Origin of the sequence: Saccharibacillus qingshengii (assembly GCF_013185195.1) — a bacterium.
In the GTDB taxonomy this organism is placed as follows: Bacteria; Bacillota; Bacilli; order Paenibacillales; family Paenibacillaceae; genus Saccharibacillus; species Saccharibacillus qingshengii.
In genome coordinates this window covers 44,800-70,220 of sequence record NZ_JAAZWC010000012.1, presented here as the reverse complement: position 1 = coordinate 70,220, position 25,421 = coordinate 44,800, and the positions used below count along the sequence as shown (strand labels likewise).

24 protein-coding genes are annotated in these 25,421 nt (G+C 59.3%); 11 read left to right on the top strand and 13 right to left on the bottom strand.

The window, feature by feature from the left end; all coding sequences use genetic code 11:
• Window positions 1–52: 52 nt before the first annotated feature.
• A complete protein-coding gene (locus HRQ60_RS12250; RefSeq protein ID WP_172196116.1) occupies window positions 53–514 on the top strand; it encodes an Lrp/AsnC family transcriptional regulator in 462 nt (153 codons plus the stop codon).
• Window positions 515–761: 247 nt separating this feature from the next.
• Entirely contained in the window at window positions 762–1,595 is an 834-nt protein-coding gene (locus tag HRQ60_RS12245) for an endonuclease/exonuclease/phosphatase family protein (RefSeq protein WP_172196115.1), read from the top strand.
• A 234-nt stretch (window positions 1,596–1,829) separates the two neighbouring features.
• Here the strand turns inward: HRQ60_RS12245 and HRQ60_RS12240 are convergent, their stop codons facing one another.
• The 3 genes from HRQ60_RS12240 to HRQ60_RS12230 all read right to left on the bottom strand — a co-directional run bounded on the left by HRQ60_RS12240 (window position 1,830) and on the right by HRQ60_RS12230 (window position 8,011).
• Window positions 1,830–2,270, bottom strand: coding sequence for a GNAT family N-acetyltransferase (locus HRQ60_RS12240; protein WP_172196114.1), 441 nt, complete (start codon window positions 2,268–2,270; stop codon window positions 1,830–1,832).
• Window positions 2,271–2,681: 411 nt separating this feature from the next.
• Window positions 2,682–5,948, bottom strand: coding sequence for a DEAD/DEAH box helicase (locus HRQ60_RS12235; RefSeq protein WP_172196113.1), 3,267 nt, complete (start codon window positions 5,946–5,948; stop codon window positions 2,682–2,684).
• Window positions 5,945–8,011 carry an SWIM zinc finger family protein gene (locus HRQ60_RS12230; protein ID WP_172196112.1) on the bottom strand — a complete coding sequence of 689 codons (2,067 nt, stop codon included), beginning with the start codon at window positions 8,009–8,011 and terminating at the stop codon, window positions 5,945–5,947. Before HRQ60_RS12230 ends, HRQ60_RS12235 begins: the two co-directional genes overlap by 4 nt.
• A gap of 220 nt (window positions 8,012–8,231) precedes the next feature.
• Here HRQ60_RS12230 and HRQ60_RS12225 point away from each other — a divergent pair, with 220 nt between their 5' ends.
• Together HRQ60_RS12225 and brnQ are read left to right on the top strand one after the other, a co-directional pair.
• Window positions 8,232–8,903, top strand: coding sequence for a GntR family transcriptional regulator (locus HRQ60_RS12225; RefSeq protein WP_172196111.1), 672 nt, complete (start codon window positions 8,232–8,234; stop codon window positions 8,901–8,903).
• 152 nt (window positions 8,904–9,055) lie between these two features.
• Window positions 9,056–10,468: a branched-chain amino acid transport system II carrier protein gene (gene brnQ / locus HRQ60_RS12220; RefSeq protein WP_172196110.1), complete on the top strand. Its 1,413-nt coding sequence runs from the start codon at window positions 9,056–9,058 to the stop codon at window positions 10,466–10,468.
• A gap of 111 nt (window positions 10,469–10,579) precedes the next feature.
• Here brnQ and HRQ60_RS12215 read toward each other — a convergent pair whose 3' ends face one another.
• Window positions 10,580–11,125 (bottom strand): GNAT family N-acetyltransferase, encoded by a 546-nt coding sequence (locus HRQ60_RS12215; protein ID WP_172196109.1) that lies wholly within the window; start codon window positions 11,123–11,125, stop codon window positions 10,580–10,582.
• A 177-nt stretch (window positions 11,126–11,302) separates the two neighbouring features.
• On the opposite strand from HRQ60_RS12215, the gene HRQ60_RS12210 reads away from it, so the two are divergent.
• Entirely contained in the window at window positions 11,303–11,914 is a 612-nt protein-coding gene (locus tag HRQ60_RS12210) for a TetR/AcrR family transcriptional regulator (RefSeq protein WP_172196108.1), read from the top strand.
• 43 nt (window positions 11,915–11,957) lie between these two features.
• Complete coding sequence (locus HRQ60_RS12205; protein ID WP_172196107.1) at window positions 11,958–14,384, top strand: MMPL family transporter; 2,427 nt, start codon at window positions 11,958–11,960, stop codon at window positions 14,382–14,384.
• 329 nt (window positions 14,385–14,713) lie between these two features.
• Here HRQ60_RS12205 and HRQ60_RS12200 read toward each other — a convergent pair whose 3' ends face one another.
• The 5 genes from HRQ60_RS12200 to HRQ60_RS12180 all read right to left on the bottom strand — a co-directional run bounded on the left by HRQ60_RS12200 (window position 14,714) and on the right by HRQ60_RS12180 (window position 18,091).
• The gene (locus tag HRQ60_RS12200; RefSeq protein ID WP_172196106.1) at window positions 14,714–15,202 is read right to left on the bottom strand and encodes a hypothetical protein; all 489 of its coding nucleotides are present in this window, start codon (window positions 15,200–15,202) and stop codon (window positions 14,714–14,716) included.
• The gene (locus HRQ60_RS12195) at window positions 15,199–15,504 is read right to left on the bottom strand and encodes a hypothetical protein (RefSeq protein ID WP_172196105.1); all 306 of its coding nucleotides are present in this window, start codon (window positions 15,502–15,504) and stop codon (window positions 15,199–15,201) included. Before HRQ60_RS12195 ends, HRQ60_RS12200 begins: the two co-directional genes overlap by 4 nt.
• A 23-nt stretch (window positions 15,505–15,527) precedes the next feature.
• A complete protein-coding gene (locus HRQ60_RS12190) occupies window positions 15,528–16,445 on the bottom strand; it encodes an NAD(P)-dependent alcohol dehydrogenase (RefSeq protein ID WP_172196104.1) in 918 nt (305 codons plus the stop codon).
• Window positions 16,446–16,539: 94 nt separating this feature from the next.
• Entirely contained in the window at window positions 16,540–17,157 is a 618-nt protein-coding gene (locus tag HRQ60_RS12185) for a PH domain-containing protein (protein ID WP_172196103.1), read from the bottom strand.
• 154 nt (window positions 17,158–17,311) lie between these two features.
• Complete coding sequence (locus tag HRQ60_RS12180; RefSeq protein WP_172196102.1) at window positions 17,312–18,091, bottom strand: SDR family oxidoreductase; 780 nt, start codon at window positions 18,089–18,091, stop codon at window positions 17,312–17,314.
• Between the two features lie 223 nt (window positions 18,092–18,314).
• Here HRQ60_RS12180 and HRQ60_RS12175 point away from each other — a divergent pair, with 223 nt between their 5' ends.
• On the top strand, window positions 18,315–19,580 hold the full coding sequence (locus HRQ60_RS12175) for an FAD-binding protein (protein ID WP_172196101.1): 1,266 nt from the start codon (window positions 18,315–18,317) through the stop codon (window positions 19,578–19,580).
• A 21-nt stretch (window positions 19,581–19,601) separates the two neighbouring features.
• On the opposite strand, the gene HRQ60_RS12170 is transcribed toward HRQ60_RS12175, so the two are convergent.
• Window positions 19,602–20,489, bottom strand: coding sequence for an AraC family transcriptional regulator (locus tag HRQ60_RS12170; RefSeq protein WP_172196100.1), 888 nt, complete (start codon window positions 20,487–20,489; stop codon window positions 19,602–19,604).
• A gap of 169 nt (window positions 20,490–20,658) precedes the next feature.
• On the opposite strand from HRQ60_RS12170, the gene HRQ60_RS12165 reads away from it, so the two are divergent.
• The 4 genes from HRQ60_RS12165 (at window position 20,659) to HRQ60_RS12150 (ending at window position 23,859) form a co-directional block, all read left to right on the top strand.
• Window positions 20,659–21,108 (top strand): SRPBCC family protein, encoded by a 450-nt coding sequence (locus HRQ60_RS12165; RefSeq protein WP_172196099.1) that lies wholly within the window; start codon window positions 20,659–20,661, stop codon window positions 21,106–21,108.
• A gap of 214 nt (window positions 21,109–21,322) precedes the next feature.
• Window positions 21,323–22,045, top strand: a complete 723-nt coding sequence (locus HRQ60_RS12160) for an SDR family oxidoreductase (protein WP_172196098.1) — start codon at window positions 21,323–21,325, stop codon at window positions 22,043–22,045.
• Window positions 22,046–22,056: 11 nt separating this feature from the next.
• Entirely contained in the window at window positions 22,057–22,479 is a 423-nt protein-coding gene (locus HRQ60_RS12155) for a MerR family transcriptional regulator (RefSeq protein WP_172196097.1), read from the top strand.
• A 219-nt stretch (window positions 22,480–22,698) separates the two neighbouring features.
• Window positions 22,699–23,859 (top strand): AbrB family transcriptional regulator, encoded by a 1,161-nt coding sequence (locus tag HRQ60_RS12150; protein WP_172196096.1) that lies wholly within the window; start codon window positions 22,699–22,701, stop codon window positions 23,857–23,859.
• A gap of 134 nt (window positions 23,860–23,993) precedes the next feature.
• On the opposite strand, the gene HRQ60_RS12145 is transcribed toward HRQ60_RS12150, so the two are convergent.
• The 3 genes from HRQ60_RS12145 to HRQ60_RS12135 form a co-directional block, all read right to left on the bottom strand.
• A complete protein-coding gene (locus tag HRQ60_RS12145; protein ID WP_172196095.1) occupies window positions 23,994–24,479 on the bottom strand; it encodes a DMT family transporter in 486 nt (161 codons plus the stop codon).
• Between the two features lie 37 nt (window positions 24,480–24,516).
• Complete coding sequence (locus tag HRQ60_RS12140) at window positions 24,517–24,945, bottom strand: DMT family transporter (RefSeq protein ID WP_172196094.1); 429 nt, start codon at window positions 24,943–24,945, stop codon at window positions 24,517–24,519.
• Window positions 24,946–25,026: 81 nt separating this feature from the next.
• The gene (locus tag HRQ60_RS12135; RefSeq protein WP_172196093.1) at window positions 25,027–25,341 is read right to left on the bottom strand and encodes an ArsR/SmtB family transcription factor; all 315 of its coding nucleotides are present in this window, start codon (window positions 25,339–25,341) and stop codon (window positions 25,027–25,029) included.
• Window positions 25,342–25,421: the final 80 nt, after the last annotated feature.

The window sequence follows — 25,421 nt, the reverse complement described above, 5'->3', positions numbered from 1 at the left end:
AGAGAAACGTTTCACTGCTTTAAATTAGCAATACGGAATAGGGTGATGGGGCTTGGACGCTTTGGATGTAAAGATTCTGAGATTGCTGCAGCAAAATGCACGCATGAACGTAACTTCTCTGTCGAACGAATTGTCGCTGAGCCGTCCGAGTGTAGCCGAGAGGCTGCACCGGCTCGAAGAACGCGGAGTCATTGAAGGGTATACCGCGAGAGTATCGCCGCAGGCCGTCGGTCGGGACACCCAGCTGGTGATCCAGATTGCCGATTTGCGCGTAACCCCACAGCAGTTTGAGCAGTGGGCGCAGACCCAGGAAGACATTGTCGAATGCCACCGTGTCACGGGGCATGCCAGTCACTTTATCCAGGCTGCCGTTGCCGGTACGCCGGGCCTGCGCGAGCTGGTCGACCGGCTGATGGACTTCGGCACCGTGCAGACTTCTGTCGTGCTGTCGTCCCCGGTCGCTTACCGGCCGATGCTCCCGCCGGACGCCGCGCAGATTGAACAAAGCCGTTAGGATTCAATGAGAATAGGTAGAAGGATGTGCCGCAGGACTGCGGAAGAACCGGCAGCCGCGTTTCGGGAATACCGTTCTGTTCAAGAAACGGGATTACCCCCAGACGTGAGCTGCCGGTTTTTTGCGCTGCGTTTTCTTTTTTATCCGCAGTCATGCGTTTACCGGATCTTGCCGGCCTTGGGGAATCGATATGATACACTAAGAGAGTCGAAACGATACGGAACACTTGAGAATGCGGGGGATCGCGATGAAATTGCTGACATTGAATGCCCATTCGTGGCACGAAGAGAATCAGTTGGAGAAGATCGGCCAGCTGGCCGAATTTATCGAGCAGCGGGGGTTCGATGCCGTCGCGCTGCAGGAAATCAACCAGCCTATGAACGGTGCGCCGGCTTCCGGCCCACTGATGGAGCGGTACACGGAAGGAGAAGAAGGCGTGGTCATTCGCGAGGGGCATTTTGTACTGGCGATTCTGGAACATCTGACGACTCCTTATTACTGGACCTGGATTCCGGCGCACGCCACGTTCGGACGCTACGACGAAGGACTGGCCGTTCTGAGCCGGATGCCGATCACGGAAGCGTTCTGTGCCCGGGTATCGGCGCTGGAAGAGTACGATAACCATAAGACCCGGCGTCTGCTTGTCGTGCGGACGTCGGCGCAGGAGCAGGCGGACCGGCCGTTCTGGCTGGCAAGCGGACACTACGGCTGGTGGAACGACACGATCGAACCTTTCCGCGCACAGTGGGACCGGACCGAGGAAGTGCTGGCGGAACTTCGGGCCGGCAGCGAACCGCTGTATCTGCTCGGCGACCTGAACAACGTGGCGCAGATCCGCGGCGAAGGCTACGATTACGTCATGGAGCGCGGCTGGTGCGACCTGCACACGGCCGCCGCGGAAAAGGACGAAGGCTCGACCGTGCTCAAAGCGATCGCCGGCTGGTCCGACAACGAACGCCCGCTGCGAATCGACTATATCCTGTCGAGCGCCCCGGTCGCCGTGAAGAAGTCGGAAGTCGTACTGGATGGGCGAAACGGCCCGGTGGTATCGGATCATTTCGGGGTGGCGGCGGAAGTGTAAGGCAAACGGCTTGGCGGATCGTTGAATGGTTGCCGGGACAAAGCGGATACCTGGGATTCTTTTGGATGCGGCGGTCCGGTTCTTCCGATCTCTGGCTTAACCAAGCTTATATGGACCAAAAAAAGCCCCTGACAGCGGACCGGAATCCGTCGTGTCGGGGGCTTTTGGCATGGGCGAAAAAGGGTAAAGGTCGATCCAATCGATATTCTTCTCTGTATCTGGATAAGGCTTCGGTCAGGCCTTCGGCCGACTCGGCCGGTACATGCCGATCGAAGCCGGGGCCGTGTCGATAAAACCGAAATGACGGTACAGCGCGTCGGCCGGCGTATCGGCGATCAGGCTGACGAACGAGCCGGGAGGCACGTTGTCTTCCAGATACCGCTCGATTTCCGCCATGACGCGTCGGCCGAGGCCGCGGCGCTGCATGGACGGGTGGACGACGATATCAGAGATGAGATAGGCGCAGCCGCCGTCGCCGAGTACGCGTCCCATTCCGACAAGCCGGCCGTCTTTTTCGCGCAGGGTGACGGCAAACAGGGAATTGGGCAGGCCGTTTCGTGCCGCTTCCGGCGTTCGGGTGCTCATTCCCGCCGCGACGCGAAGTTCGATATATTCCTCGGGCTGGGGAACCTCGTACGCGAGGAGGAGTTCAGACAGATGTTCCGATTGAGTCATGGGATAAGGCTCCTTATGTCGGGATTGGGCTAAAGATCGGCAGACAGGTACAGTGGTAAGTGGTAAACAAGAGCAAGAAATCGTTCAGCTAAGAGCCGAGAGATCCGTAAAAGTTATCGGGATGAACACTTTTATGGCGAAAACCGATCTTATTAGCGAGAGAGTGATCATGTTGCTCACATTTTTGCCGATTTTATTGAGTTTTGAACTTTTTTGAGCGAAAAATCGATCAAAACGACAACATTTCGCATGAAGAACACCGTTTAGCCTGAAAATGTGTTCGAAATGCACACATTTGCGAATTCGGGCCGGACGGATACGAATCGACGGATCACGAAGCGGAAGCGCTTGGCTGGATGATCCGCCGCAGCGCTGATTTTTGCAGATGCAGCCGGTTATTTCAAGCTCCGGTCAGCCCTGACGCAGCGTAAATAGATCGCGCAGCGCGTTGTCGGACAGCTCGGTGATCCAGCCTTCGGAGCCGGCGATGACGCTGTCGCTGAGCTGCTGCTTGCTCTCCAGCATATCGTCGATCCGCTCTTCCAGCGTGCCGATCGAGATGAACTTGTGGACCTGGACATCCTTGGTCTGGCCCATCCGGTACGCCCGGTCGGTTGCCTGGTTCTCGACGGCCGGGTTCCACCAGCGGTCGACGTGGAAGACGTGATTGGCCGCCGTCAGGTTGAGGCCGACGCCGCCCGCTTTGAGCGACAGGATGAATACGGCCGTGGTCTCGCCGGCGGGTTGGTCCTGTGCCTGAAACTGTTCGATCATGCGCTCGCGCATCGTTCTTGGCGTGCTGCCGTTCAGATAGAGCACGTTCTCGCCGAGTTCTTCGCTCAGGACGCGCTGCATCATTTCGCCCATGCCGATGTACTGGGTGAAGATCAGGCAGCGTTCGCCTTCGGCCCGCAGTTCTTTGACCATCGCGACGAGCCGCGACAGCTTGGCCGACTGCTCGATCAGCGTATCGAGATCCGGTGCTTCTTCCGGCTCGGACGCGGTCGATTCGCCCGCGGTCAGGGCCGGGTGGTCGCACAGCCGTTTGAGCTGCGTCAGCGCGGAGAGGATCGCGCCTTTGCGCTTCATGCCTTCAAGCTGCGGCATTTCTTTGAGCAGCTGCTTAACGACCTGCTCGTACAGGACGCTCTGTTCCGGGGTGAGGTGGATATACGTCTTCATCTCGTTTTTCTCCGGCAGGTCCAGCTGGATATTCGGGTCTTTCTTTTTGCGGCGCAGCATGAACGGCTTGACCAGCTTCTGCAGTTCGCCGATCTTTTCTTCGTTTTGCTCTTTCTCGATCGGATTGGCAAACCGGTCCTGGAACGCTTTGGGCCCGCCGAGATAGCCGGGTACCATGAAGTCGTAGATCGACCACAGCTCGGACAGCCGGTTCTCGATCGGCGTGCCGGTCAGCGCGATCTTGTGCAGCGCGCGGAAGCTGCGGATCGCGGTGGACTGTTTGGTCTGCGCGTTCTTGATCGTCTGCGCTTCGTCGAGGCAGATGGTCAGCCAGTTGAAGCCGCGCAGCAGATCCTGGTCGAGCGCGGACGTCGCGTAGGACGTCAGGATGACGTCGGCGTCCGAAGCCGCCGCGGCGAACGCTTCGCCGGTCCGGCGTCCGCTGCCGTAGTGCAGCATGACGCGAAGCTCCGGCGCGAAGCGTGCGATCTCCTTCTGCCAGTTGCCCAGCAGGGACGTCGGGCAGATGATCAGGGAGGCTTCGAGCGGATAGGAACCCGGACGGATGATCCCGTCGTCCTGGGGCAGCCAGCCGGAAGCGGCGGGACCGGCCGAAGCGGAGCGCGGCTGCGCCGCGCCGGTTCCGCGAGCGCCTGCGCGGGGCGGCGTGCGGACATCCGCGTAGGCTTCCGAAGCCGCGGCGCGCGAGGCTGCGCCTGCGCTGCCCGGCACACGCGCGGCTTCGCCCGAGCCCGAAGCGGCCGCGGCGCGGCTTTCTTTGACATGCAGCAGATAGGCGATCAGCTGCACGGTCTTGCCGAGGCCCATATCGTCGGCCAGGCAGGCGCCGAGGCCAAGCTGGCGCAGGAAAGCCAGCCAGCCGAAGCCTTCGCGCTGGTAGTTCCGCAGCTGCGCGTGCAGCCCTTTGGGCAGATCGATCTCCGGCCAGGCGTCTTTCTGGCCGAGCTGTTCGATCAGCGACGCCAGATGGCCGGTCAGCTGCACTTCGATCTCCAGCCGCGCATTCGCGTCGGCTTTGGCGCGTTCTTCCGCTTCGCCGTCTTCTTCGGCTTTTTTGAGCAGCTGCAGCTGCAGAATATCCTGGAACGACAAGCCGCGGGACTTGTCCAGCCCGTTCATGGCGCGGCTGATCTGCGTCAGCAGCACCGGGTCGAGCGCGACCCACTCGCCGCGGAACTGTACGAGCCGCTCGTTGCGGGCCGCAAGTTCCAGATATTCCTCTTCGCTGAATTCCGCGTCGCCGATCGCGATGCGCCAATCGAAGTTCAGGACGGAATCGAGTCCGAAGACGGACTTGCCGCCTTTCTTCTTCTCGTCGCCGCCTTCTTCTTCCTTGACCCGCGCCTTGAGCTTGGGCTTCTTCTTGCTCGCCGCCTGCCACCAGGCCGGCAGCAGCACCCGCCATCCGGCGTCCAGCAGCCGCGGGCTGTCCTTCGTCAGGAACTGCCAGGCTTCCGGCCCGCTCATCGTGCGGGACAGAATATCCGGACCCGGTGCCACGCGCGGCGTCGGCAGACCGGTCCGCAGGCTCTTGAGCCATTCCGCGCTTCGTTCGCGCACGTACTTCTCCCAGGCCGAAGGCCATTTGCCGGCCGCAAGGCCCGAATCCGAGAGGGTGATCGGGACGAGCGACGTCTCGTCTTTCTTGTCTTGGAGGGCGAGTTCCAGCCTCCAGTTGGCCTGGTCTTCGTCCGGTTCGAGGAACCGGACGACCGGGCGCATCGGCATGGCGTCTTCGCGCCAGCCGACCGCGATCAGCCACGCGTCTTCGTCCAGTCCAGCCGCCGAAGCGCCGCGGTCGAACAGCTTCGGATGCTCGCGGCGCAGATCGAGCGCCGCCTGCTCCGAACCGTAGCGGCGCTGGAATACGGCCGCCGAATAGGCGGCGCGCAGCCCGGCGATGAACGATTCCTCGGCTTCGGCTTCTTCCTCGCCGCGTCCGCCGAACATGGCTTCTTCATAAGCTTCTTCGCTGCTCATTCCTTTGCGGGCTTCGCGTTCTCCCGCTTCGGCGCCTGCTGCGCGGATTCTACCCCGGTCAAGCGCGGCCAATACCGAAGCGGGACCGCGTTCCTTGAGCATATGCCGGTCCCACTTCCACTGCAGTTTGCCCGAGCGGTACGCGCCGAAGTCCGGTTTGTAGGCCCGCTTCGCGATACTTGCGGCAAGCGCGGGCGCGCTTTGCGCCAGCAGCTCCGCGTCGCCTTCGAACGACCAGTCGATATGCTTCAGCAGCGGCCGGTCCGCGAAGAACGACAGCACCATTTCCGCCGGCAGCAGCACCAGATCCATTTCGCCGCTGGTCTGGATCTCGAGTTCGGTGCCGTAGAACGATTCTTCATGCCGGGCAAACAGCAGCTGCTTGAAATACAGCCCCGGCACGGCGCCGTAAGTCGGCTTGGTTCCGTAGAGCAGGGCATCGCCGTATTCGCTCAGCACCGCATGTACGGTAACAGTCTCCATCACTGCGTTCATAGCATCAATTTTCCTTTCTTCAATTCTTCCTGAAGCGCCCGCAGCCGCCCGTATCGGGCATTGAACGACTCCATAAAAGCATTCCAGCGGTCTTCGCGCTTCATTTTCCGGTACAGTTTCTCCAGTCGTTTGAGCAGGCGGACCGCGGCTTTGTAGCCGTCCCGGCTGCGCTGTTCGACGAGCCGCTCGGCGGCCTGATGGTAGAACGGCAGCAGCAGTTCCGGCGCGTTCTTCTCGATCGGAGCGAGGTCCGAGACCTTGAAGCCCGACGGCTCCGCTCCGGTCGAGAGCTGATAGTCCATCCAGCCTTCCCAATTGCCCCGTTCCAGCAGCTTGGCTTCATAGAGGGAGGAAGCGTGCGGCAGCATCCCCCGCAGCGAGGCCCACATGCGGCCTTCGGCATCCGGCAGATGTTCGGCCGCCCGGTCCCAGAGTCTTCCGTAGTCCGTGAGGTTGGCGCGGGCGCGTTCCAGCAGCGGTCCGAACGTCTCCAGCCAGTCGGCCAGCCGCTCCCATTCGCCCGCGCGTGCGGGAGGGGAGAGGAAGTCCGGCAGTTTTTTGGGCGAAAAATAAGGCTTGTCCGCCGCTTCTTCCAGCAGCTTTCTCGCGCGGTCGTCCTGGCCAAGGCAGAACCGGCTCCAGGCATTGGCTCCGAGCCAGGCCTGCCGGTTAAGCGCACGTCCGAGTTCCCGTTCCTCGTCCATCAGATACTGCAGTTCGGACTCGTAAAAGTCGCGGCGTTCTTCCGCTAACCGGCGCAGCTGCTCCGGATCGGTCTCCGGCTGAGTTCCCGGCGCGCGAGTATCCGCCAAACTTTCGGGGCGGTCCGAATCGGCTGCCGTGTCCGAATGTCCGGCGTGATCCAGCGCGAACAAATCGGGCATTTCCACTGCCGGTTCGGCTTGTCCGCCGCCTGTGCTTGCATCCGCGCCCGATTGAGCGTGAAGTTCCGTTTCCGGCGCGGCCCAGCGTGTCAGCAGCCGGTAATAGCAGGTCGAGAACAGATCCTGTTCGCGGCCTTCCGTCAGCATCTGCTTGCGTACGAAATGAAGCGTCTCGCCGAGCCGTTCGCGCACCTGGGGATCGTCCCGGTCGGGCAGCGGCGCAGCCAGAATCCGCTCTATGCCGGCCGCGGTCTCGGACACGGCCAAATGTGCGAAATAACCGGGTGTGGACAGGCCGGAACCGGTCGGCGCGCTCAGGGTTCGCAGCACGAACAGATGCGCGTTCAAGCGGTACAGCGCTTCAATGCCGGGTTGGAACGGAGGCATTTCCGCAGATACGAGCTGAAGCGTCAATTCCGCAAACTTCGGATTGCGGGTACGGCCGGCCAGCGAGGAAGCGGCTTCCTCGAAGCGCCGGTTCCAGGTCGAAATGCCGGACGCGGCGAGCAGGGCGGCTTCTTCGATGCCCGGCTTTTTGGCGGACGGGCCGCCGGTCGGGTTCTCCGCCGCCTCTCCCGGCAGAAATTCCGGTCGCCCCGGTGCGCTTGAAGCGGCTCGATCCGCGGCCGGATTGCCGTCGCCCGGGCTTCGCCTTGGCGCATCTTCCGGCGCGGCGTTTGGCATCCGTCCGCCGTCTGCGGATTCGGAGGACGGGGAATCGCTCGCCCGGCCTGCCGCGCCGCCATTCTTGCCTCTGCTGTCGGTATCCGCCGCAAGGTCTTCGCCGCCTTCCGCCAAACCCGTTCCCGAAGCCGCCTCTTCCGCTTCCCGTCTGGCTTTGGCCGCCGAAGCGCTGGCATTCGCCAGCGCCGATACGGGCCGGCCGCGCAGGCGGGCCAGCTTCATGAGGGCGGCGGCCATATGCCGGCACGGTTTGCGGTCTTTGCAGTCGCAGCTTCCGCCTCCGGGGGAATCAAGCGCCAGATCGACCCGGCAAAGGGCCGCGCCTTCTTTGACTTCGGCTTCAAGACGCCGGTCTTCGGAGAGGCCAAGCTGCTCGATACTGCCCATGCGCTCGTATTGAAAGCCTCTTTTTAACGTCAGGTCGTCGAAAGCTTCCGCAACGCCCTGAACGAGATTATTCCATTGTTCGTCGGTGAACGTCGTGTTCGCATCCATGCCGTAATCGTCTCCCGTAAATGTACTGTTTTTGTCGTCCGCCTATTATAACACGGGGGAGCGAACGTCTGTACCCCGGAGAATACAGCGTTTGGCACAGATGTAACCGAATCGTCGAAATAAATCCGCTGCAAGCGTATGCAATATATTGCATGTACAAAAGACGAAGCCTATAATATAAAAATCTTGTCAAGACATGTGAGACATAAAGGAGGGCGTCATGCCGATTCCATCAGGATTTTCCGTTCCGAACCGTCTTACCGCCAAGCAGCGCGCTTTCCGGCAGCTTCAGGAATGGATCATCGACGGAACGCTCAAGCCGGGCGAGAAGCTCAATGACGGAGAACTGGCGAGTGCGCTTGGCGTCAGCCGGACCCCGGTGCGCGAAGCGCTGCAGCTGTTGAACGTCGAAGGCCTCGTTGAGATGAACCCCGGCGTATCCACGCAGGTCACCCAAGTGAACGGTGAAGACATCGCCAAGATTCTGCCGCCGCTGGCCGCGCTTCAATCGCTGGCCGCCGAGCTTGCGCTGCCGCTTGTTTCGCTTGGGGAGATCGAGTCGCTGAGACGGATCAATACCGAATTCGGCGAGGCGCTCGAACGCGGCGATTATCATTATGCGCTCAAGCTCGATGAAGAGTTTCACGGTTTCGTCGTCGAGCGGATCGACAATCCCTATATCGCCAACACGATCTCCACGTTCCAGGCGCATATCCGCAGGTTGTTCTTCCATAATTCAATCATCTTGAGCCTCAAATCGGTCGAAGAGCACGAAGAGATCCTGCAGGCTTTCGAGCGGGGCGACAAGGAAGCGGTCGGCCGTTTGGTCCGGAGCAATTGGCTGCGTGCGGTCGATGCCTACTATGAAGCATTGTCAAGCGGCGGCTCCTGAATAGGAGGCTTGCCTGCGCTCGGCCGTATTTCCGATTCTGAGCACGACTATACGAACATCCCCGCATACGTATCGGACTCGACGGTTTCGGCCGCACAAGGTCGAACGACAAGATTTCGTATGCGGCGGTACACGGTTGGAGGATTTTTAAGATGTCAAACAAAGCCCCTTTGTCCTTTATTGTCATTCTCGGTTCCATGCTGTTCGCCCTGTTCTTCGGAGCGGGCAATCTGATCTTCCCGCCGATGCTCGGCCAGATGGCCGGCGAGAACGTTTGGTCCGCCAATGCGGGCTTTCTCGTGACGGGCGTGGGTCTGCCGCTGATCGCCGTCGCCGCGTTCGTATTCTCGGGCGAGCGCGATCTGCGCGCGCTGTCGAGCCGCGTCAATCCGACGTTCGGACTGCTGTTCGCGATCGTGCTGTACCTGGCGATCGGGCCGTTCTTCGCCATGCCGCGAACCGGCAGCGTCTCGTTCGAGATCGGCGTGAAGCCGCTGCTTCCGGCCGCCGACTCGCATCATCTGGCGCTGGCGATCTTCACGACAGTGTTCTTCGGCGTCGCCTGCCTGCTGTCGCTCAATCCGACCCGGATTATCGATATCGTCGGACGAGTGCTGACGCCGATGAAGCTGACTTTTATCGGCGTGCTGGTCGCGGCGGCGCTGATCTATCCGATCGCCAAGTTCCAAGCGCCGGACCCGAGCTATGCCTCGCATTCCTTTTTCAAAGGATTCCAGGAAGGTTATCTGACCCTGGACGCGCTTGCGGCTACCATCTTCGGCATCATCATCGTCAACGCGCTCAAAGACCGCGGCGTCACCGGACGCAAATCGCTCATGGGCGCCTGCGCCAAAGCGATCTTGATCGCGGGCGTACTGCTGGCCTTTATCTATACGGCGCTTGCCTATATGGGCGCTTCGAGCGTAGGCAAGCTCGGGGTGCTCGGCAACGGCGCCGACGTTCTGGCCGCGGTATCTTCGCATTATTTCGGCGCTTACGGCTCCGTCCTGCTGGGATTGATGATTACGGTAGCCTGCATGACGACAAGCGTCGGTCTGATTACGTCCTGCGCCTCGTTTTTCCATGGGCTGTTTCCGAAGTTTTCCTACAAAAAGATTGCCGTCTCGTTGGCCGTGTTCAGCGCGCTTGTGGCGAACGTCGGTCTGAACGGCCTTATCAAGTTCTCCGTTCCCGTACTGATGATGCTGTATCCGCTCGTGATCGAGCTGGTGCTGCTGACCTTTGTGCATCCGCTGTTCAAAGGGCGGAACGAAGTGTATCAGGGCACGATGCTGCTGACCTTTCTCGTAAGCCTGTTCGACGGGTTCAAAGCGGCGGGCATCGAGATCGCTGCGGTCGAGCGGCTGTTCGCTGAGATTCTTCCGTTTCACTCGCTGGGCCTCGGCTGGCTGCTGCCCGCGGTTGTTGGCGGAATCGGCGGCGCTCTGGTCGCCAGATTTACCGGCAAACCGCAGGGACTGACCGCCCGGGAGACGAAGACCGAATCGTCCGCCAAGCCTGCGGCTTCCGTTCAAGAAGGCAAAGGCCCTTCGACAGGCCGTTAACACCGATAACAGATCGGGCACAGACGAATAACCGGGACCGACCCAAGTCGGATTCCCGGTTTTTTGTCGTTTGCGGCGGCTGCCGAGTCCGGTCCGATACGTCCTCTTCGTTCAGTCGATCTGCCGCGCGGACAGCCATTCCTTTTTCAACAGTGCGTATTGGAACGTATTCTCGTATTTGGGCGTTCCGTCCGGGTGCGAAGTGAACGAGACGAATTCGAGGAACAGTCCTTCTTGGCGCATGCCCAGACGTTCGCACAGCTGCTGGGACCTGAGGTTGTCGTCTTCGACGTAAGCGTACAGTCTCCGGGCGTTCCTCTGCGTGAACAGATGGTGCAGCAGGGCCCGACAGCTTTCGCTGGCGTATCCCTGACCTTCGCAGCGCGGATTGAAGTTCCAGCCGATGGAATACGTATCCGGCTCTTCCTTGATGGCGAACAATTCGCCGATCAAGCGGTCGTCTTCTTGGAGGCAGACGGCGATATGGGAATCGGTGCGGCTGTTCTCGGTGACTTTTAAGACGGCGGCTTCCAGATCGGGAACTTTCTCGTCCAAAAAGCAGTTCACCTGCGGATTCGCCGCGTACTCCAGCAGATGTGGGGCGTCTTTTTTGGCAAAATTCCGTAAAATCAAGCGTTCGGTTCGAATCGGCTGCATGAGGGTCTCCTTCGTCAAACAAGCTGTTTCTTGAAACCGAGTATAACGAACCGCCGTCAAAAAGCGAAATTCGGTTCCGATTGGGAAACTTTGCGCATTGGGCAATGAAATGTTATGCTTACTTTCAGCTGTTTCTGCAAAGGGTTGAAAAGGTGCAGTACGCAAAGGAGGGACCGGATGACCAAACAAAGTCTGCGCGATATGAAAAAGGAAGAAACCTGGCATGTGCTGGCCCGCACCTGTTACGAGCTGGCTGTCGCAAAAGGCCTGGACGGCTTCACGATCGAAGATGCGGTGCAGCGCGCGCGGTATTCCCGTCGCACGTTCGCCAATCATTTTTCGTGCAAGGAAGAAGCGGTGGCGATGGCGGTTCTCTCGCTGAGCAGCGGCCGAAGCGATGTGCTGCGGGAAGTGGAAGTCCCGGACGGAATGGCTCCGCTCGAAGCGCTGGAACAGTGGTCGAGGATGCAGTTCACGGCGGAACTGCTGCGCAATCTAAGGCAGCTTCTGCGGATGGCCCGCGATTACCCTACGCTTGAGCCGTACGTATTAATCGTCCTGCAGCGGCTGCAAAAAGCGGCCCAGGAAGAACTGGACCGCAATTACGCCGGACATTATCCGCCGGGCTACACGCATATTCTGGCCGGAGCGGTGTTCGGGGCGGTGCTGTCGATCCTCGAAGGGGAGAATGTGCGCATTCCGGGAGAAGAGCAGGCCGGCGAGCCGGGGGAAGCGACGTTCGAGGAGTTTTTGCAGACCACGTTCAATTATTTGAAAAACGGATTCTGACGATCGGAGAAGTCCGATGCGCGAATAGAAGGAGCGAGCGCTAGTGTCCAAGTTTTTGTATAAAATCGGTAGGTCGGCATACAGCAAGCCCTGGTTGTTTATCGGGGGATGGGTTGTCGTTCTGGCAATCGTCATCGCGATGCTGGGCATCAACGGAGTAAGCGTAAGTTCGGAGATGAAGATCGAAGGCACGGAGTCGCAAAAAGTGCTCGACCAGTTGGCCGAAGTGCAGCCGGAAGCTTCCGGCGGGCAGGGCAGCGTCGTCTTCGTTGCGCCCGAAGGCGAAAGCCTGAATACGCCGGAGCGTCTGGCGGCGATCAAGGAAGCGGCCGACGAAGTCTACGGCCTCGACCAGATCCTGAACGCGCCCGAATTGGCCGCGCAGGCCATGGCCCAGGCGCAGGCCGCTCAAGCAGCTGCGGGTGAAGGCGCGGGCGATGCCGCCGCGCAGCCGAGTGCCGCGGGCGACGCGGCTTCCGCGGCGGGCCAGACCCCCGGCGCGGCTGCCGGGGATAACGCCGACGCCCAGCAGGGCGCGGGCGCCGCTCAAGCCGGCGCCGAACGGCCGCCGTACACGCCGCTCGTCGTGGACGGCATGCCGGTCATCGGCGTGACAATCGCAAACGACGGCAGCGCGGCGCTGTTCCAGTTCCAGTTTACGGTGCAGCAGTCCGCCGTGTCCGATGAAGTCAAAGAATCGGTCATCAAGACGGTTGAAGACGTGGCGAGCGAGACGGGCGTTACGGCGCTGCCGAGCGAATCGCTGCTGCCGCTCGACATCCCGATCGGCACCAACGAAATTTACGGTCTGGTCGTGGCCGCGATCGTGTTGATCATGACGCTTGGTTCCGTCGTGGCTGCGGGCCTGCCGCTTGTCGTCGCCCTGTTCGGCGTCGGCATCGGGGTCGGAGGCGCGTACGCATTCTCCAGTTTCTTCAATATGGGTTCCATCACGCCTATTCTTGCGCTGATGGTGGGCCTTGCGGTCGGCATCGATTATGCGCTGTTCATTATCAACCGCCAGCGCCGCCTGATTCTCGATCAGGGATTGAGTGCGCAAGAAGCGGCCAGCCGTTCGATCGGTACGGCGGGCAGCGCCGTCTTCTTCGCGGGCCTTACGGTCATTATCGCGCTGTGCGGTCTGCTGGTGATCGGTATCGGCTTCCTGAGCGCGATGGCGCTGGTCGCTTCGGTGACCGTGCTCATCAACGTTCTGATCGCACTCACGCTGCTGCCGGCGCTGCTTGGTCTGATCGGCGAGCGTATTTGCTCCCGCAAAACGCGCGAGAAGAATACCGCTATGCGGACTGCCCGCGCGCAGAAGCAGACCCAAGCCCGCTGGATTCACGGCGTGATCAAATTCCGCTGGCCGGTCATTCTGCTGAGCGTGATTGTTCTCGGCATCGCGGCCATTCCGGCTGCCAAAATGGATCTGGCCATCCCGTCCGCGGCTTCGGCCGATCTCGATACGGCCAAGCGCCAGAGCTACGATGCTATCTCCAAGAGCTTCGGCGAAGGCTTCAACGGCACACTTCTGATCGTCGCGGAATCCACGAAAGGCGAAGATGTCACGCCGCAGACGCTCGGCGCGCTGACCCAGGGGATTCAGCAGGTCGACAACGTCTCTGTCGTCTCGCCGCTCGGGATCAGCGAGAATGGCAAGCTTGCGCTGCTGAGCGTCATTCCGAAGACCGGCCCGAATGATGCCGAGACCCGGGATCTGGTCACGCTGCTGCGCGACGACGATTCCGCTCTTGCAGCCGATAACGGCATCACGCTTGGTGTAACGGGTGTGACTGCGGTCAATATCGACATGTCGGCGAAGCTCGCGGAAGTGTTCCCGATCTACGTAGGCATTATCGTCGTGCTGTCGCTGATCATTCTGCTGCTGGTGTTCCGCTCGATCGTCGTACCGATCAAAGCGACCGTAGGGTTCCTGCTGAGCATTCTGGCGACGTTCGGCATCACGACCGCCGTGTTCCAATGGGGCTGGGCGCATGACCTGTTCGCGTTTGATACGGCGGGTCCGATTCTGAGTTTCCTGCCGATCCTGGTGACCGGTATCCTGTACGGTTTGGCGATGGACTATCAGGTCTTCCTCGTCTCGTCCATGCGTGAATCCTACGTGCACGGGCGCCGGGGCAGCGACAGCGTCATCCACGGCTACGGCCAGGCGAGCCGCGTCGTCGTGGCGGCCGCGATCATCATGGTCGCCGTATTCGCCGGCTTCATCTTCACGCACGACATCATGATCAAGCAGATCGGCTTCGCTCTTGCGGTCGGCATCCTGATCGATGCGTTCGTGATCCGGATGACGCTCGTTCCGGCCGTCATGTCGCTGTTCGGCGACAAAGCGTGGGCGCTGCCGAAATGGCTCGACCGCATCCTGCCGAACCTCGACGTCGAAGGCGACAAGCTGCTCGAAGAGCTGAAGGCCCGGGAAGCGGCGGAAGCCGCGAGAGGACGTTAAGCGAACTTGACCGAACCGTTATAGCGGGAAAAGAACACAAAAAGAGGCCCCGGCACATAAGCCGGGGCCTTCAACGTGTCGAGAAAGTCTGATTCCGAGAGAAGCGAGGAGACGGAGGGAGAAATTCAGTGAAGGAACGATAGTGTTCGCCTTTGAAATCGGGAAAATTCCATTGAAATTTGATCGTTTTTCCCGATTTCAACACGCGGCCGAAACGAATTTCTCCCGCAGCCGACAAGTTTTTCATACGAATGGGACTTTCTCAACGGCCTGAGGCCCCGGCACATAAGCCGGGGCCTCTTTTTGCCTACAACGAAGTGTATTCCAAACTATTCTTCCGTTCTCAACTGTTCAATCATGGGCGATTCGAGGATTTGCTCATGCTCTTTGCCGTCGACCGTGTATTTGATCTTCATTCGGCGGTTGGGGTCGGGCTGTACATGTTCTAACGAAATTTCCAGCACCAACCGACTTTCACCTTCGACTTCGAATCCCCGGATCTCGTCCAGATCGCCCAGGTCTTCCCGGGCGTAGACGCCTACCCCTTTGCTTGGATCGGCCCCATGAAACGTGTAATGGACCTGACCGTCCTCTGTGTCAATCGGCGCCTCGCCCTGCGCAACCAACTCCACGGATTCGATCACTGCCGGCTCTTTGCCCATCCATTCAAACGGAGCCACGATGAAATAGTTCTCTTGATTTTCGAACTCCGAGATCGAGAGATCTCCCCATTTAAATGTGTTGGAATGATTCCCGCCTGCCCCGGAGCATCCCGCCAACAGAAGGATCAAGGCAGTGAACAGGCTGGCTTTTTTCATCTCTCATCCTCCGGTTCCGCGACCTTGAATCCCAGCACCTTCGAAGCTTCTGTCTTAAAAAGCCCGATCCAGGACTGCCAGCTCTCCTCGTCCATCCGCGCCTCCATGCACAATCCGCTCGGTTCGACCGAAGCCGTGATCCGGATCCCGTCTTCTTCTTGACCGAACCAATGCGGGATGCCCTGTACGTATCCGATCCATCCCGGCATCCGCTCGTAAAGTTCGCCGACGGTCTCCCAGACGGCATCGGGCAGATCGTACCGAATATTCAAGCTGCAGTAGTAGGCGTTGATGCTGCGCATGATCGTCTCCCCGGTGTCTTTTTTTATCCCAGCGTCAGGGCTACATTGCCTTTTTTGCGTCCGGTATCCACGTATCGGTGGGCTTCGACAATGTCTTCCAGCCGATAAGTCCGATCGATGACCGGCTTCAATTTGTGTTCTTCGAGCAGGCCTTTGACAAACAGCAGATCGGCTTCTTCCATTTTCGACAGTCGGCTGTTATTAACGAACACGCCGTTCGGCTTCAGGATCTGTCGGCACTGCGCCGGTTTGGCTTTGATGACCGCATCGTACACGATGTCGTAACGGGTGTCCGAAGCCGTGAAATCTTCCGCCGTATAATCGATCACCCGGTCCGCTCCCAGCGACCGGACGAGTTCGATGTTGCTTCGACTGCACACCGCCGTGACTTCCGCTCCGTAATCCTTCGCAAGCTGGATAGCATACGTTCCCAGGCTGCCGGAGGCTCCGTAGATCAGAATATGCTGGCCCGCCTGAATCTGCGCTTTTTGCAAATTTTTCAAAGCAGTCAAGGCTCCCGACGGAACGACGGCCGCTTCTTCGTGGGAGAAGTGGGCGGGCTTTCGGGCAATCATGCCTTTCTTCTGTCCGGTTCCCGGTTCCACGGTTCCGGGCAGGCAGATGTATTCCGCATAACCTCCGCTGAATCCCGTAAGTCCGAATACTTCGTCGCCCGCTTTGAACTGCTGCACGTCTTTCCCTACCGCTTCGATGACACCGGAGATTTCCAGCCCCAGGATCAGGTTTTTGCGGGGATTGAGCATGCCGAACACGATCCTGACCAGAAACGGGTCGGCTCTGCGGATTCGGGTATCGCCGATATGCGCGGTGGCCGCCAAGACTTTGATTAAGACTTCATGATCTTTGGGTATCGGCTTTTCCAGTTCTTTGATCTGCAGGACTTCCGGCGGTCCATAGCGGGTGCAAATCACGGCTCTCATAGAAACCCTCCTAATTGTTTGACAGGATACGGCTTACAGCCAACGGTCAGTCGCTCCGGTTAGGGGAAAAGCAGTATGTAAGGGAGGGTTCTTTTCAGGACAGATACAGTTCAAAAGCCGCGTCGTATTCCTGGGGATGGTATTTGTCGTAGGCGGCGAGCAGCTCTGACTGGGCATGCTGGAGAATGGACCGATATTCCGAACTTGCACTGCCCGTGCCCGAGAGACGGCCTACGGCATCGCGGCTGTGCTCGAAACTGCGTTCGACCAACGCCCAGTGGCGCGCATACTCCGTTTTGGTCATGCCGATCAGGGTGAGGATTTTGTAGAGGGCAATCAGCGGTTCCAGATGGGCTTTGACCACGTCGATCGAGAATACCGGACCCATGGCGAACTTGATCTCCACATCCAAATCCGCCGTGCCCGCCGTTTCCAAGATGACATTCGTAGGCGTATGTTCGAAATAATTGTAGCGCAGAATCTGCCGCTTGCTGCTGATCGCTTTCTCTCCGTCGACATGGATCAGGCCGATGTTGGTGAAGGCGTATTCGTCCTTGGCCGACTTGAGCAGGAAGTAGAGCTTCTCGTTCATTTCGGTAAAAATGTAGGCTTGAGCCTGACAGGTTGCAAAATCGGACGGAGGGATAACCTTACACTTGTCGGACATCCCCGAGAGGTCCGAAGTCACACGTGAGAAAATGTTGCGGGACAAAAGAATTCCACCTTTCGATTTGGGTGCGTTTGGAAACTATTCTAACCGATGCGCCTCAAGATGGAAAGAAAAAGCCGCACCTCCGGTATCGCGTCAGGGTCAACAGACCCGACCCACGAAGAAAGTGCGGTTGGATAATTCTATGGAGGCTTGATTACAGCGCGGAACCGCCGCTTGCGTCTACAAGCTGGCCGGTTATCCATCCGCTGTCCGAAGAGGCCAGGAAAGCGGCGATATCGGCGATGTCTTCGGGCTCGCCCCAGCGGCCAAGCGCGGACATCGCCGCCACACTGGCATTCGTCGCAGGGTCGTTGACTGCGGAAGCGTTCATCTCCGTATTCGTATAGCCGGGCATGATGGCATTGACCGTGATGCCGCGTGCTCCCAACTGCTGGGCCAATGCAACCGTAAACGTGTTGACCGCGCCTTTGGACAAACTGTAAGCCATAGCGGACGGCGATGCGGAGCGGGTGACGAACGAGGAAATATTGATGATCCGGCCGCCGCCTTGCAGTCGGGTTAACGCTTCGCGCGTGACGAAGAACAGGGCTTTCACGTTGATCGACAGTATTTCTTCCAAGATTTCTTCTGTTGTTTCTTCGAAAGGGAGAGCCCGCCCGATCCCTGCATTGTTCACCAAAATATCGAAGGTCTTGGCGCCGGTGTGCTCCTGCAGTTTTTTGTCCAGCATCGTATACAGACGGTGAATTTCGCCCATATGGCTTAACTCGGCCCCAAGTGCAAAAGCCCGGCCGCCTTGTTGGGTAATGAGGTTCACCGTTTCTTGGGCTTCCCGCGTGCTGCGGCCGTAATGGACCGCCACAAGCGCACCTTCCGAAGCCAAACGCAGTGCAATGGCGCGGCCGATTCCTCGGCTGGCGCCTGTAACCAAAGCCGTTTTCCCGCTTAATTTCCCGGTTTCTCCATTGGGCATCCTGGTTGTTCCTTTCGCGGATCGAGTAGGGGTGGCCACCCTGTTTACTTTATACCATGGGGGGCGCTCCTGATTGTTGCCCTTTTACTCGGGTGTCCTCCCGACGACAAGCCGATTCGGCATACGTTTCGTCAGGGTCGGCAAACTTTTATGCGAAAGCCGCCCAATCTTTTTCATCCGTATGCTAACCTGAAACTAGAATATTTCTTAAGGAGGGCATGGAATGGGTTATCAAAACTGGGCCGGCAACTTTACGTACGGCGCAACCGAACGGATCTATCCGGAGAGCATGGAACATCTGCAGCAGCTGGTCAGAGAACACCGTCACATCAAGATTTCGGGCAGCGGGCATACTTTTAATTCAATCACGGACACGCACGGCGTATTTATTTCGCTGCGGCATTGGAACCGTATGCTGGAATTGAACGAGGAGCGCGGGACGGTCACGGTCGAAGGGGGAATCGCGTACGGGGAACTGTGTGCGGCGCTCAGCGAAACCTCTTATGCCCTTCATAACTTGGCCTCGCTGCCCCATATCACGGTCGCGGGCGCTGCAGCCACGGCGACGCACGGTTCGGGCAGCGGCAACGCGAGCCTGGCGGCCGCGGTGGAAGCGATCGAACTGATGGACGCGGACGGAGAGCTGCACACCTTCAGTCGCGGCGACCGGGAGTTTGCCGGCGTCGTCGTGAATCTCGGAGCGCTCGGCATTGTGACGAAGCTGACGTTGAAAGTCGTGCCGGCTTATACCATGAGACAGTTTGTCTACGAAAACCTGCCTTTTTCGCAGCTGGCCGTACACGCGGAAAGCATCTTCTCGGGCGCATACAGCGTCAGCCTGTTCACGGATTGGCAGCAGCCGGGATTTCACCAGGTATGGACAAAATGCCGGGAAGAAGACGGCGCAAGCTATGAAGGCCATGCGGATTATTACGGGGCGGTGCCAGCGTCGGCTCCCCTGCATCCGCTGCCGGACATGCAGACGGAAAACTGCACGGAGCAGCTCGGCAGGCCGGGGATGTGGCATGAACGGCTCGCGCATTTCCGCATGGAGTTTACGCCGAGTGCGGGCCAGGAGCTGCAGAGCGAATACTTGATGCCGCGTGAGCACGTGTACGAAGCGGTTCTTGCCGTTCACGGGCTGCGGGAACATCTTGCGCCGCTTCTGTTTGTCAGCGAGGTACGCACGATCGCCGCGGACGATTTGTGGCTGAGTCCTTTTTACAATCAGCCTTCGGCAGCGCTCCACTTCACGTGGCGGGACGACTGGCAGGCGGTTGAGCGTGTGCTGCCGCTTCTTGAAGAAGCGCTGGCGCCGTTTAACGCCCGTCCGCATTGGGGCAAGCTGTTTACGGTACCGGAAGCTACCCTGCAGGGTCAGTTTGAGAAGCTGCCGCAATTTCGGGAATTGATCGACAAATACGATCCCGACGGAAAGTTCGGCAATGAATTTCTGGATACTTATATTCGCGCGGCTCAAAAACCGTAAAATACATCGAAGCGGGGGCATTCAGCGCTTCATTCCCTGCGCGTACATCTCCGGCGTCACCCCGACCACCGTCTTGAAGTCTTTGCCGAAATGGGTCTGGTCATGGTAGCCGAGTTCGTGCGACAGATGCAGCAGGGTAGGCCGGGAGCCGGCTTGGACGCCCCGATCCAGCGTTTCCGCAGCTTCCTGCAGGCGGTGCAGCCGGATGACCCACTTGGGACTCAGACCGACGCGGCGGTTGAACAAACGCTGAAGCGTACGTTTCTCGATACCGAACCGTTCGCACAGCTGATCGACCTTCGTCAGCTCCCGGTCTCCGGCAATATCGGCCGTGATCCGGTGCAGCAGCTCCGTTTCGGCGTCGGCGCGGGGATTTGCGGCGAGCAGCAGCCTGTCCAGCAGCAGCACCATTTCTTCGCTGCTCCGCAGCCGCAGTTCTTCTTCCAACTCCGTGCCGGTGGCGGCAATGATCCGTTCGACGGGAATCGGCAGGCCGGCGAGCGGCGAGAGCGGTTCTTGCAGCAGCGGATAGAAACCGCCGGGCCGGAATTTGACGCCGAACACTTTGCCTTGTCCCGACAAAGGTTTGGCGAATCTCTCGGTCGAAGGCGTGAAGCAGAACGTGTGCCCCGGCTCGATCACCAGATTGACGCACGGATTGGGCACGACTTCCTGCACATAAGACCGAACGTCCGTTAGATCCCACTCCACCGTCCAGTAATGGCGCACGAACAGAGCCAGTTCCGGGGCGGGATCGTAGCGGAGCAGTCTGAAATGCCGGCATCCGGCCGAAGGATTCAGCACGCCGAGTCCCGGTTCGGACGAATCGTAAAAAGGCGAGCGCACGGACGCCCCGGCGGGCGTGGGAGCGGGGAGGCCGGCTGCGTTGAATGCGTGTGTATCCGTCATTTTGCACCTCCTGGGCAGCTTGGGAAAGTCCGTTCGGGCACCTGTCGTGTTTTTACTAGGCGAATGTTTGTTCCTCATTGTAGACTGATTGTATCACGGCGGACAGGGCGGGCGCGAGAGTCGGAATGCCGGTCCATCTGCCTAACAAACCTGCGGGAGGAATGTGGAAATGAAGCTGGAATATGTGACTTACGTAAACGCATCGCCGGAAAAAGTATGGGAAGCGCTGACGTCGCCGGAAGGCACGAAAGCCGCCTTTTTCGGATCGGAACTCAAGTCGTCGTTCGAGGTGGGCGCTCCGTTCGAATACGTGGGACCCGGCAGTGAAGGAGAGTCGACGCTGCATGTGTACGGAGAAATTCTGGCGTTCGAACCAGGACGCAGACTGAGTTATTCCGAACATCCCGGACCTTCCTATTACGATAACCATGCCGAACTGCTCACCCGGATCACCTTCGAACTGGAACCGTCCGGCGGCTGCACCAAACTGACGCTGGTCAACGACGAATGGAGCGAGAACCATCCGGGGTTTGCCAATTCCAATGGAGCCTGGCCGATGGTGCTCAGCTCGGTCAAGACGTGGTGCGAGACCGGGCAAACGCTCGATTTCGGCTTTTAGAAAAATCAAAATCAAAACATTTCGAAAAAAGGTCCGGGGCGTACATCCCGGGCTTTTTCTGGCTGGTCCGGCCGTTTATGGCTTTCTACCGGGCAGGCGGGCGGAGCGATTCGAATTTTTTGCGAAAAAAAACCTTGACCTGGAGTTTACTCCAAGTAATAGTCTTGGGTGGAGCGGAAGCTTAGAGAAACCTGTGAGGGAGAGATCAACGAATATGCAGAAGCAGACGGTATTGATTACGGGAGCGAACAAAGGCATCGGGTACGAAACGGCCAGACAGCTTGGCAAACAGGGCTATTTCGTATTCCTGGGCGCACGCGACGAACATAAAGGCAGCGAAGCGGTGCGCCGCCTGCGCGAAGAAGGCATCGAAGCCGCCTATATCCGCATCGATGCCGCCGACGCGGCGACAATCGTATCGGCGGCGGAACAAATCGGTGCGCAGACGTCTTCGCTTGATGTGCTGATCAACAATGCGGGTATCGGCGCGGGCGGCAATGTGCCAAGTCAGCAGACGATCGAAGAGATCCGCAGCGTGTACGAGGTCAACGTATTCGGACCGATCCAGATCATCCAGGCCATGCTTCCCCTGCTCCAAAAAGCACCGCTCGGCCGAATCGTGAACGTATCGAGCGGCCTCGGTTCCCTGACGTTCAATAGCGATCCGACCCATGAACATTACGGGGCGAACCCGCTGGACTACAACAGTTCCAAAACGGCGCTGAATGCGGTCACCGTCCTGTTCGCCAAAGAATTCGCCGGCACTTCGCTCAAGATCAACGCCGTGGACCCCGGTTATACGGCGACCGATCTGAACAACAACAGCGGCACCCGGACGGTCGAACACTCCGCCGGTACCGTAGCGCGGCTGGCCCTGATCGGCGAAGACGGACCTTCGGGCGGATTCTTTGACGAGAACGGCGCGATTCCCTGGTAAGCGGTGATCCCATGATCGAAATTCCCGATAAGCCGATGACTATCCGCGAGGCGGCGGAATTGACCGGTCTGACCGAAGATACGCTGCGCTACTACGAGCGTATCGATCTGCTTCCTCCGGCGGAGCGCCGGCCGAATGGACACCGTTTCTATACGGCCGAGCAGGTGCAGAGTATCGTCTTCCTGATGAAGCTCAAATCGATCGGCATGACGCTTGCGCAGATGCAGCAGTTCCGGAAGCTGTCCGACGAAGGAGAGAGTACCCTGTCCGAACGCAAAGCGATCATCGAGGCCTGCTACCGGCAGGTCAACGAAGAGATCGAACATCTGCGGAGCGTGCAGAAGGTATTGGAGTACAAATTAGGCCGCTACGACGAACTGTTGTCGAACCCTTCGCCGGATGACAAAGGCTGCGATCTGTCGACTTACGAATAAGCCTGTCACAAGGCAGTGCCTTCGATCTTCGACGGAAGAAGGCGGTACCTGAACCAAACGCCCGGGCTGTTGCCCGGGCGTTTTTGGCATGCGCATGTAGAGGAAGCGGAAGAGAAAGAAAGCGGCGGAAGAAAAGGGGCAGCGCCGAAGGGTATAATAGAAGGAATGGGTTCACCCGAATAAACCGCGAATTCTGCCGTATGGAAATGAGGAATACGAATGAACACCCTGAAACTCCCCGCAGCAGGTCTATGGCCGCGGTTGGCCGCCGCCCTGCTGATCTCGCTGGCGGGGGCGCTGCTGTTCGAGCGGCTGAGTCTGCCGGTCCCGTGGCTGCTCGGTCCGATGTTCGCGGCGCTGATCGGCTCGAACCTGCTCAAGACGCGCTACGCATGGCCGCCGCCGATCCGCAATGGCGCGCTGATCGTGATCGGCTACACGATCGGTCTTGCGCTGACCGGGCAGGCGCTGCGCGCGATGGGCTCGCAGGTGCCGTACATGATCCTGATGACGTTCCTGCTTCTGCTGCTGTGCGCCGGCATCGCCTACGTCATCGGCCGGCTGTCGGGCACCGACTTCAAGACGTCGCTGCTCGGCAGCGTCCCCGGTGGGCTGTCGCAGATCGTCGTGCTGGCGGAAGAGACCAAAGGCGTCGATCTGACGCTCGTCACGGTTAACCAAGTCGTGCGCCTGCTGCTGATCGTCGTCAGTATTCCGCTGCTGATCTACAGCCCGCTGTTCGGCGAGCAGGCCGGCGATGCCGCGCAGGCCGCCGTTCGGTCGGACGCTTCGTGGAGCGCCCTGTTCCCGAACGCGCTGGCGTACGCTCCGCTCTGCGTGATCCTGGCACTGCTCGGCAAAAAGGTCCGGTTCCCGACCGCCTTCCTGCTCTGCCCGGCGTTCGGGACTGCACTGCTCCAGGCGACCGGCTTCCAGGCGCCGGAGCTGCCGCATGCCCTGACGGCCGCCGCGCAGCTGGCGCTCGGCACTTACGTCGGCACGCTGCTGAAGCCTGCGCAGATGCAGCATAAAGTACGGACGCTGTCGCTGTGTCTGCTCAGCGGCCTGATGTTGATCGCCGGTTCATTCGGCCTGACCGTGCTGCTGACGAAGCTGCAGCCGGTGACGCCGTCAACCGCGCTGCTCAGCCTGGCGCCGGGCGGGATGGACCAGATGGGCGTCATCGCCCATTCGATCGGGGCGGAACTTTCGACCGTGACCGGCTATCAGCTGTTTCGCACGTTCTTTATCTTCTTCGCCATTCCGCCGCTGCTGCGGATGCTGTTCCGGTATACGGATCGCAGAAGCGGAGCAGCCGGCGGGCCACCTGCGCCGGAACCAGTAACGGCGCGCCGTGTAAGACAGGAGTTCGACGATTGAACGCCAAAAAGCACCTTCGGATTTTGAAGGTGCTTTTTATTGTCGAATCGGGCGGCGAATCGCCGATTGCGGGCTGTCGCCCACTCATCGTCGCCAACGGCCGAGCGTCATCTGTCCATTGCCTGCCGCCGATTTCAGGCGGGGTTCGTCCGCGAACGAAGTTCTTTTTCCGCCGCCGAGCGCTTATTGCCCCGGTAGATCAGGTACAAGGCCAGGACCATGAAGAATAGCGCCAGTATTCTTTTGCCGTCGAGATGAATCTCCAGGCTGTTGAACCAGCCGAAATGGTCGATCAGCATGCCTGCGAGCAGCTGGCCGGCGATGCCGGAAATGTTGGCCGCGATGACGCCGATCTTTGGCACGGCCATGACGGTCAGCAGCAGGTAGAGCGTGCCCAGAAAAGCGGCGCTCAGCTGCCATTTCGGCGCGTTCAGCAGGGCGAGCAGATGTCCCTGCCCGAAGAACAGGATGAAGATCGCGAGAAACAGCGTGCCGGTAATGAACGTAAGCAAAGTCGTCTCCAGGGTGCCCGCTTTGCGGCTGAGCGCCCCGTTGATCGAAGACTGCGCGCTCAGCGTGATGCCGCCGAGCAGCGTGAACAAAATCATGAATATTCCCATATGTGGATCCTCCCGGAATTCGTGTTGGTCGACGTTCTTATTGAATGAGCAGCAGCGAGACGGTCATGGCGAGCACGGCGAAGACTTTCTCTTTGTTGACGCGCGTCGGTTCGCTGCCGAGCCAGCCGTAATGTTCGATGACCATGCTCATGATGAGCTGGCCGATAATGACCGCGACCATCGTGACGCCGACGCCGACGAACGGGACGCTGACGACGATCGAAGTGAGGTAGACGACGCCGAGCAGACCGCCGAGCAGCGACCATTTGGGCGCGCGGCGCACATGGGTAATATCGCCTTTTCCGAAAAAGAGCCACAGCAGGCCGACGATGATCGTGCCCATCGCAAAGTTGTAAAAGCTCGTTTCGACCTGTCCGATCGATTTGCCGAGTTCGGCGTAGATCGCCCCTTCAAAGCTGAGGGCCGCGCCGGCGAGAAGAGCCAGCAGATAGTAAATGGGGCGCATAGTAGTTCTCCTTTTTCCAATAATTAAATATCTAGAAAATTCGATATACGAGGTCCGAAAAAAGAACGGACTCTTCGCGGCTCAGAGCTCCGTTCTGATCTGTTCGGCGAACTCCCGGATAAACGGTTCGTTGCGCCGGTAATACGTCCACTGCCCGTAGCGGAACGACTCCAGCAGACCCGCCTTCTGCATCATGTTCAGATAGCTGGACACGGTGGACTGCGACAGTCCGGCCTTTTCCTGAATATCGCCGACACAGACGCCGCCTACGAAATGGATGCCTTTGGGAATATGGGCGCCCTGCGCGGGAAAATGTTTCTCCGGTTCTTTCAGCCAATGAAGCATGCTCAGCCGGGTCTCGTTGGATAAAGCTTTGAAAATATCGATAGTTTTCATACCGCGAATTATATATCGAGATTTCGCGATAAGTCAAGTTCGACGGCCGGGCACGGACCTGCAGCCGCGGCAAAACCGCC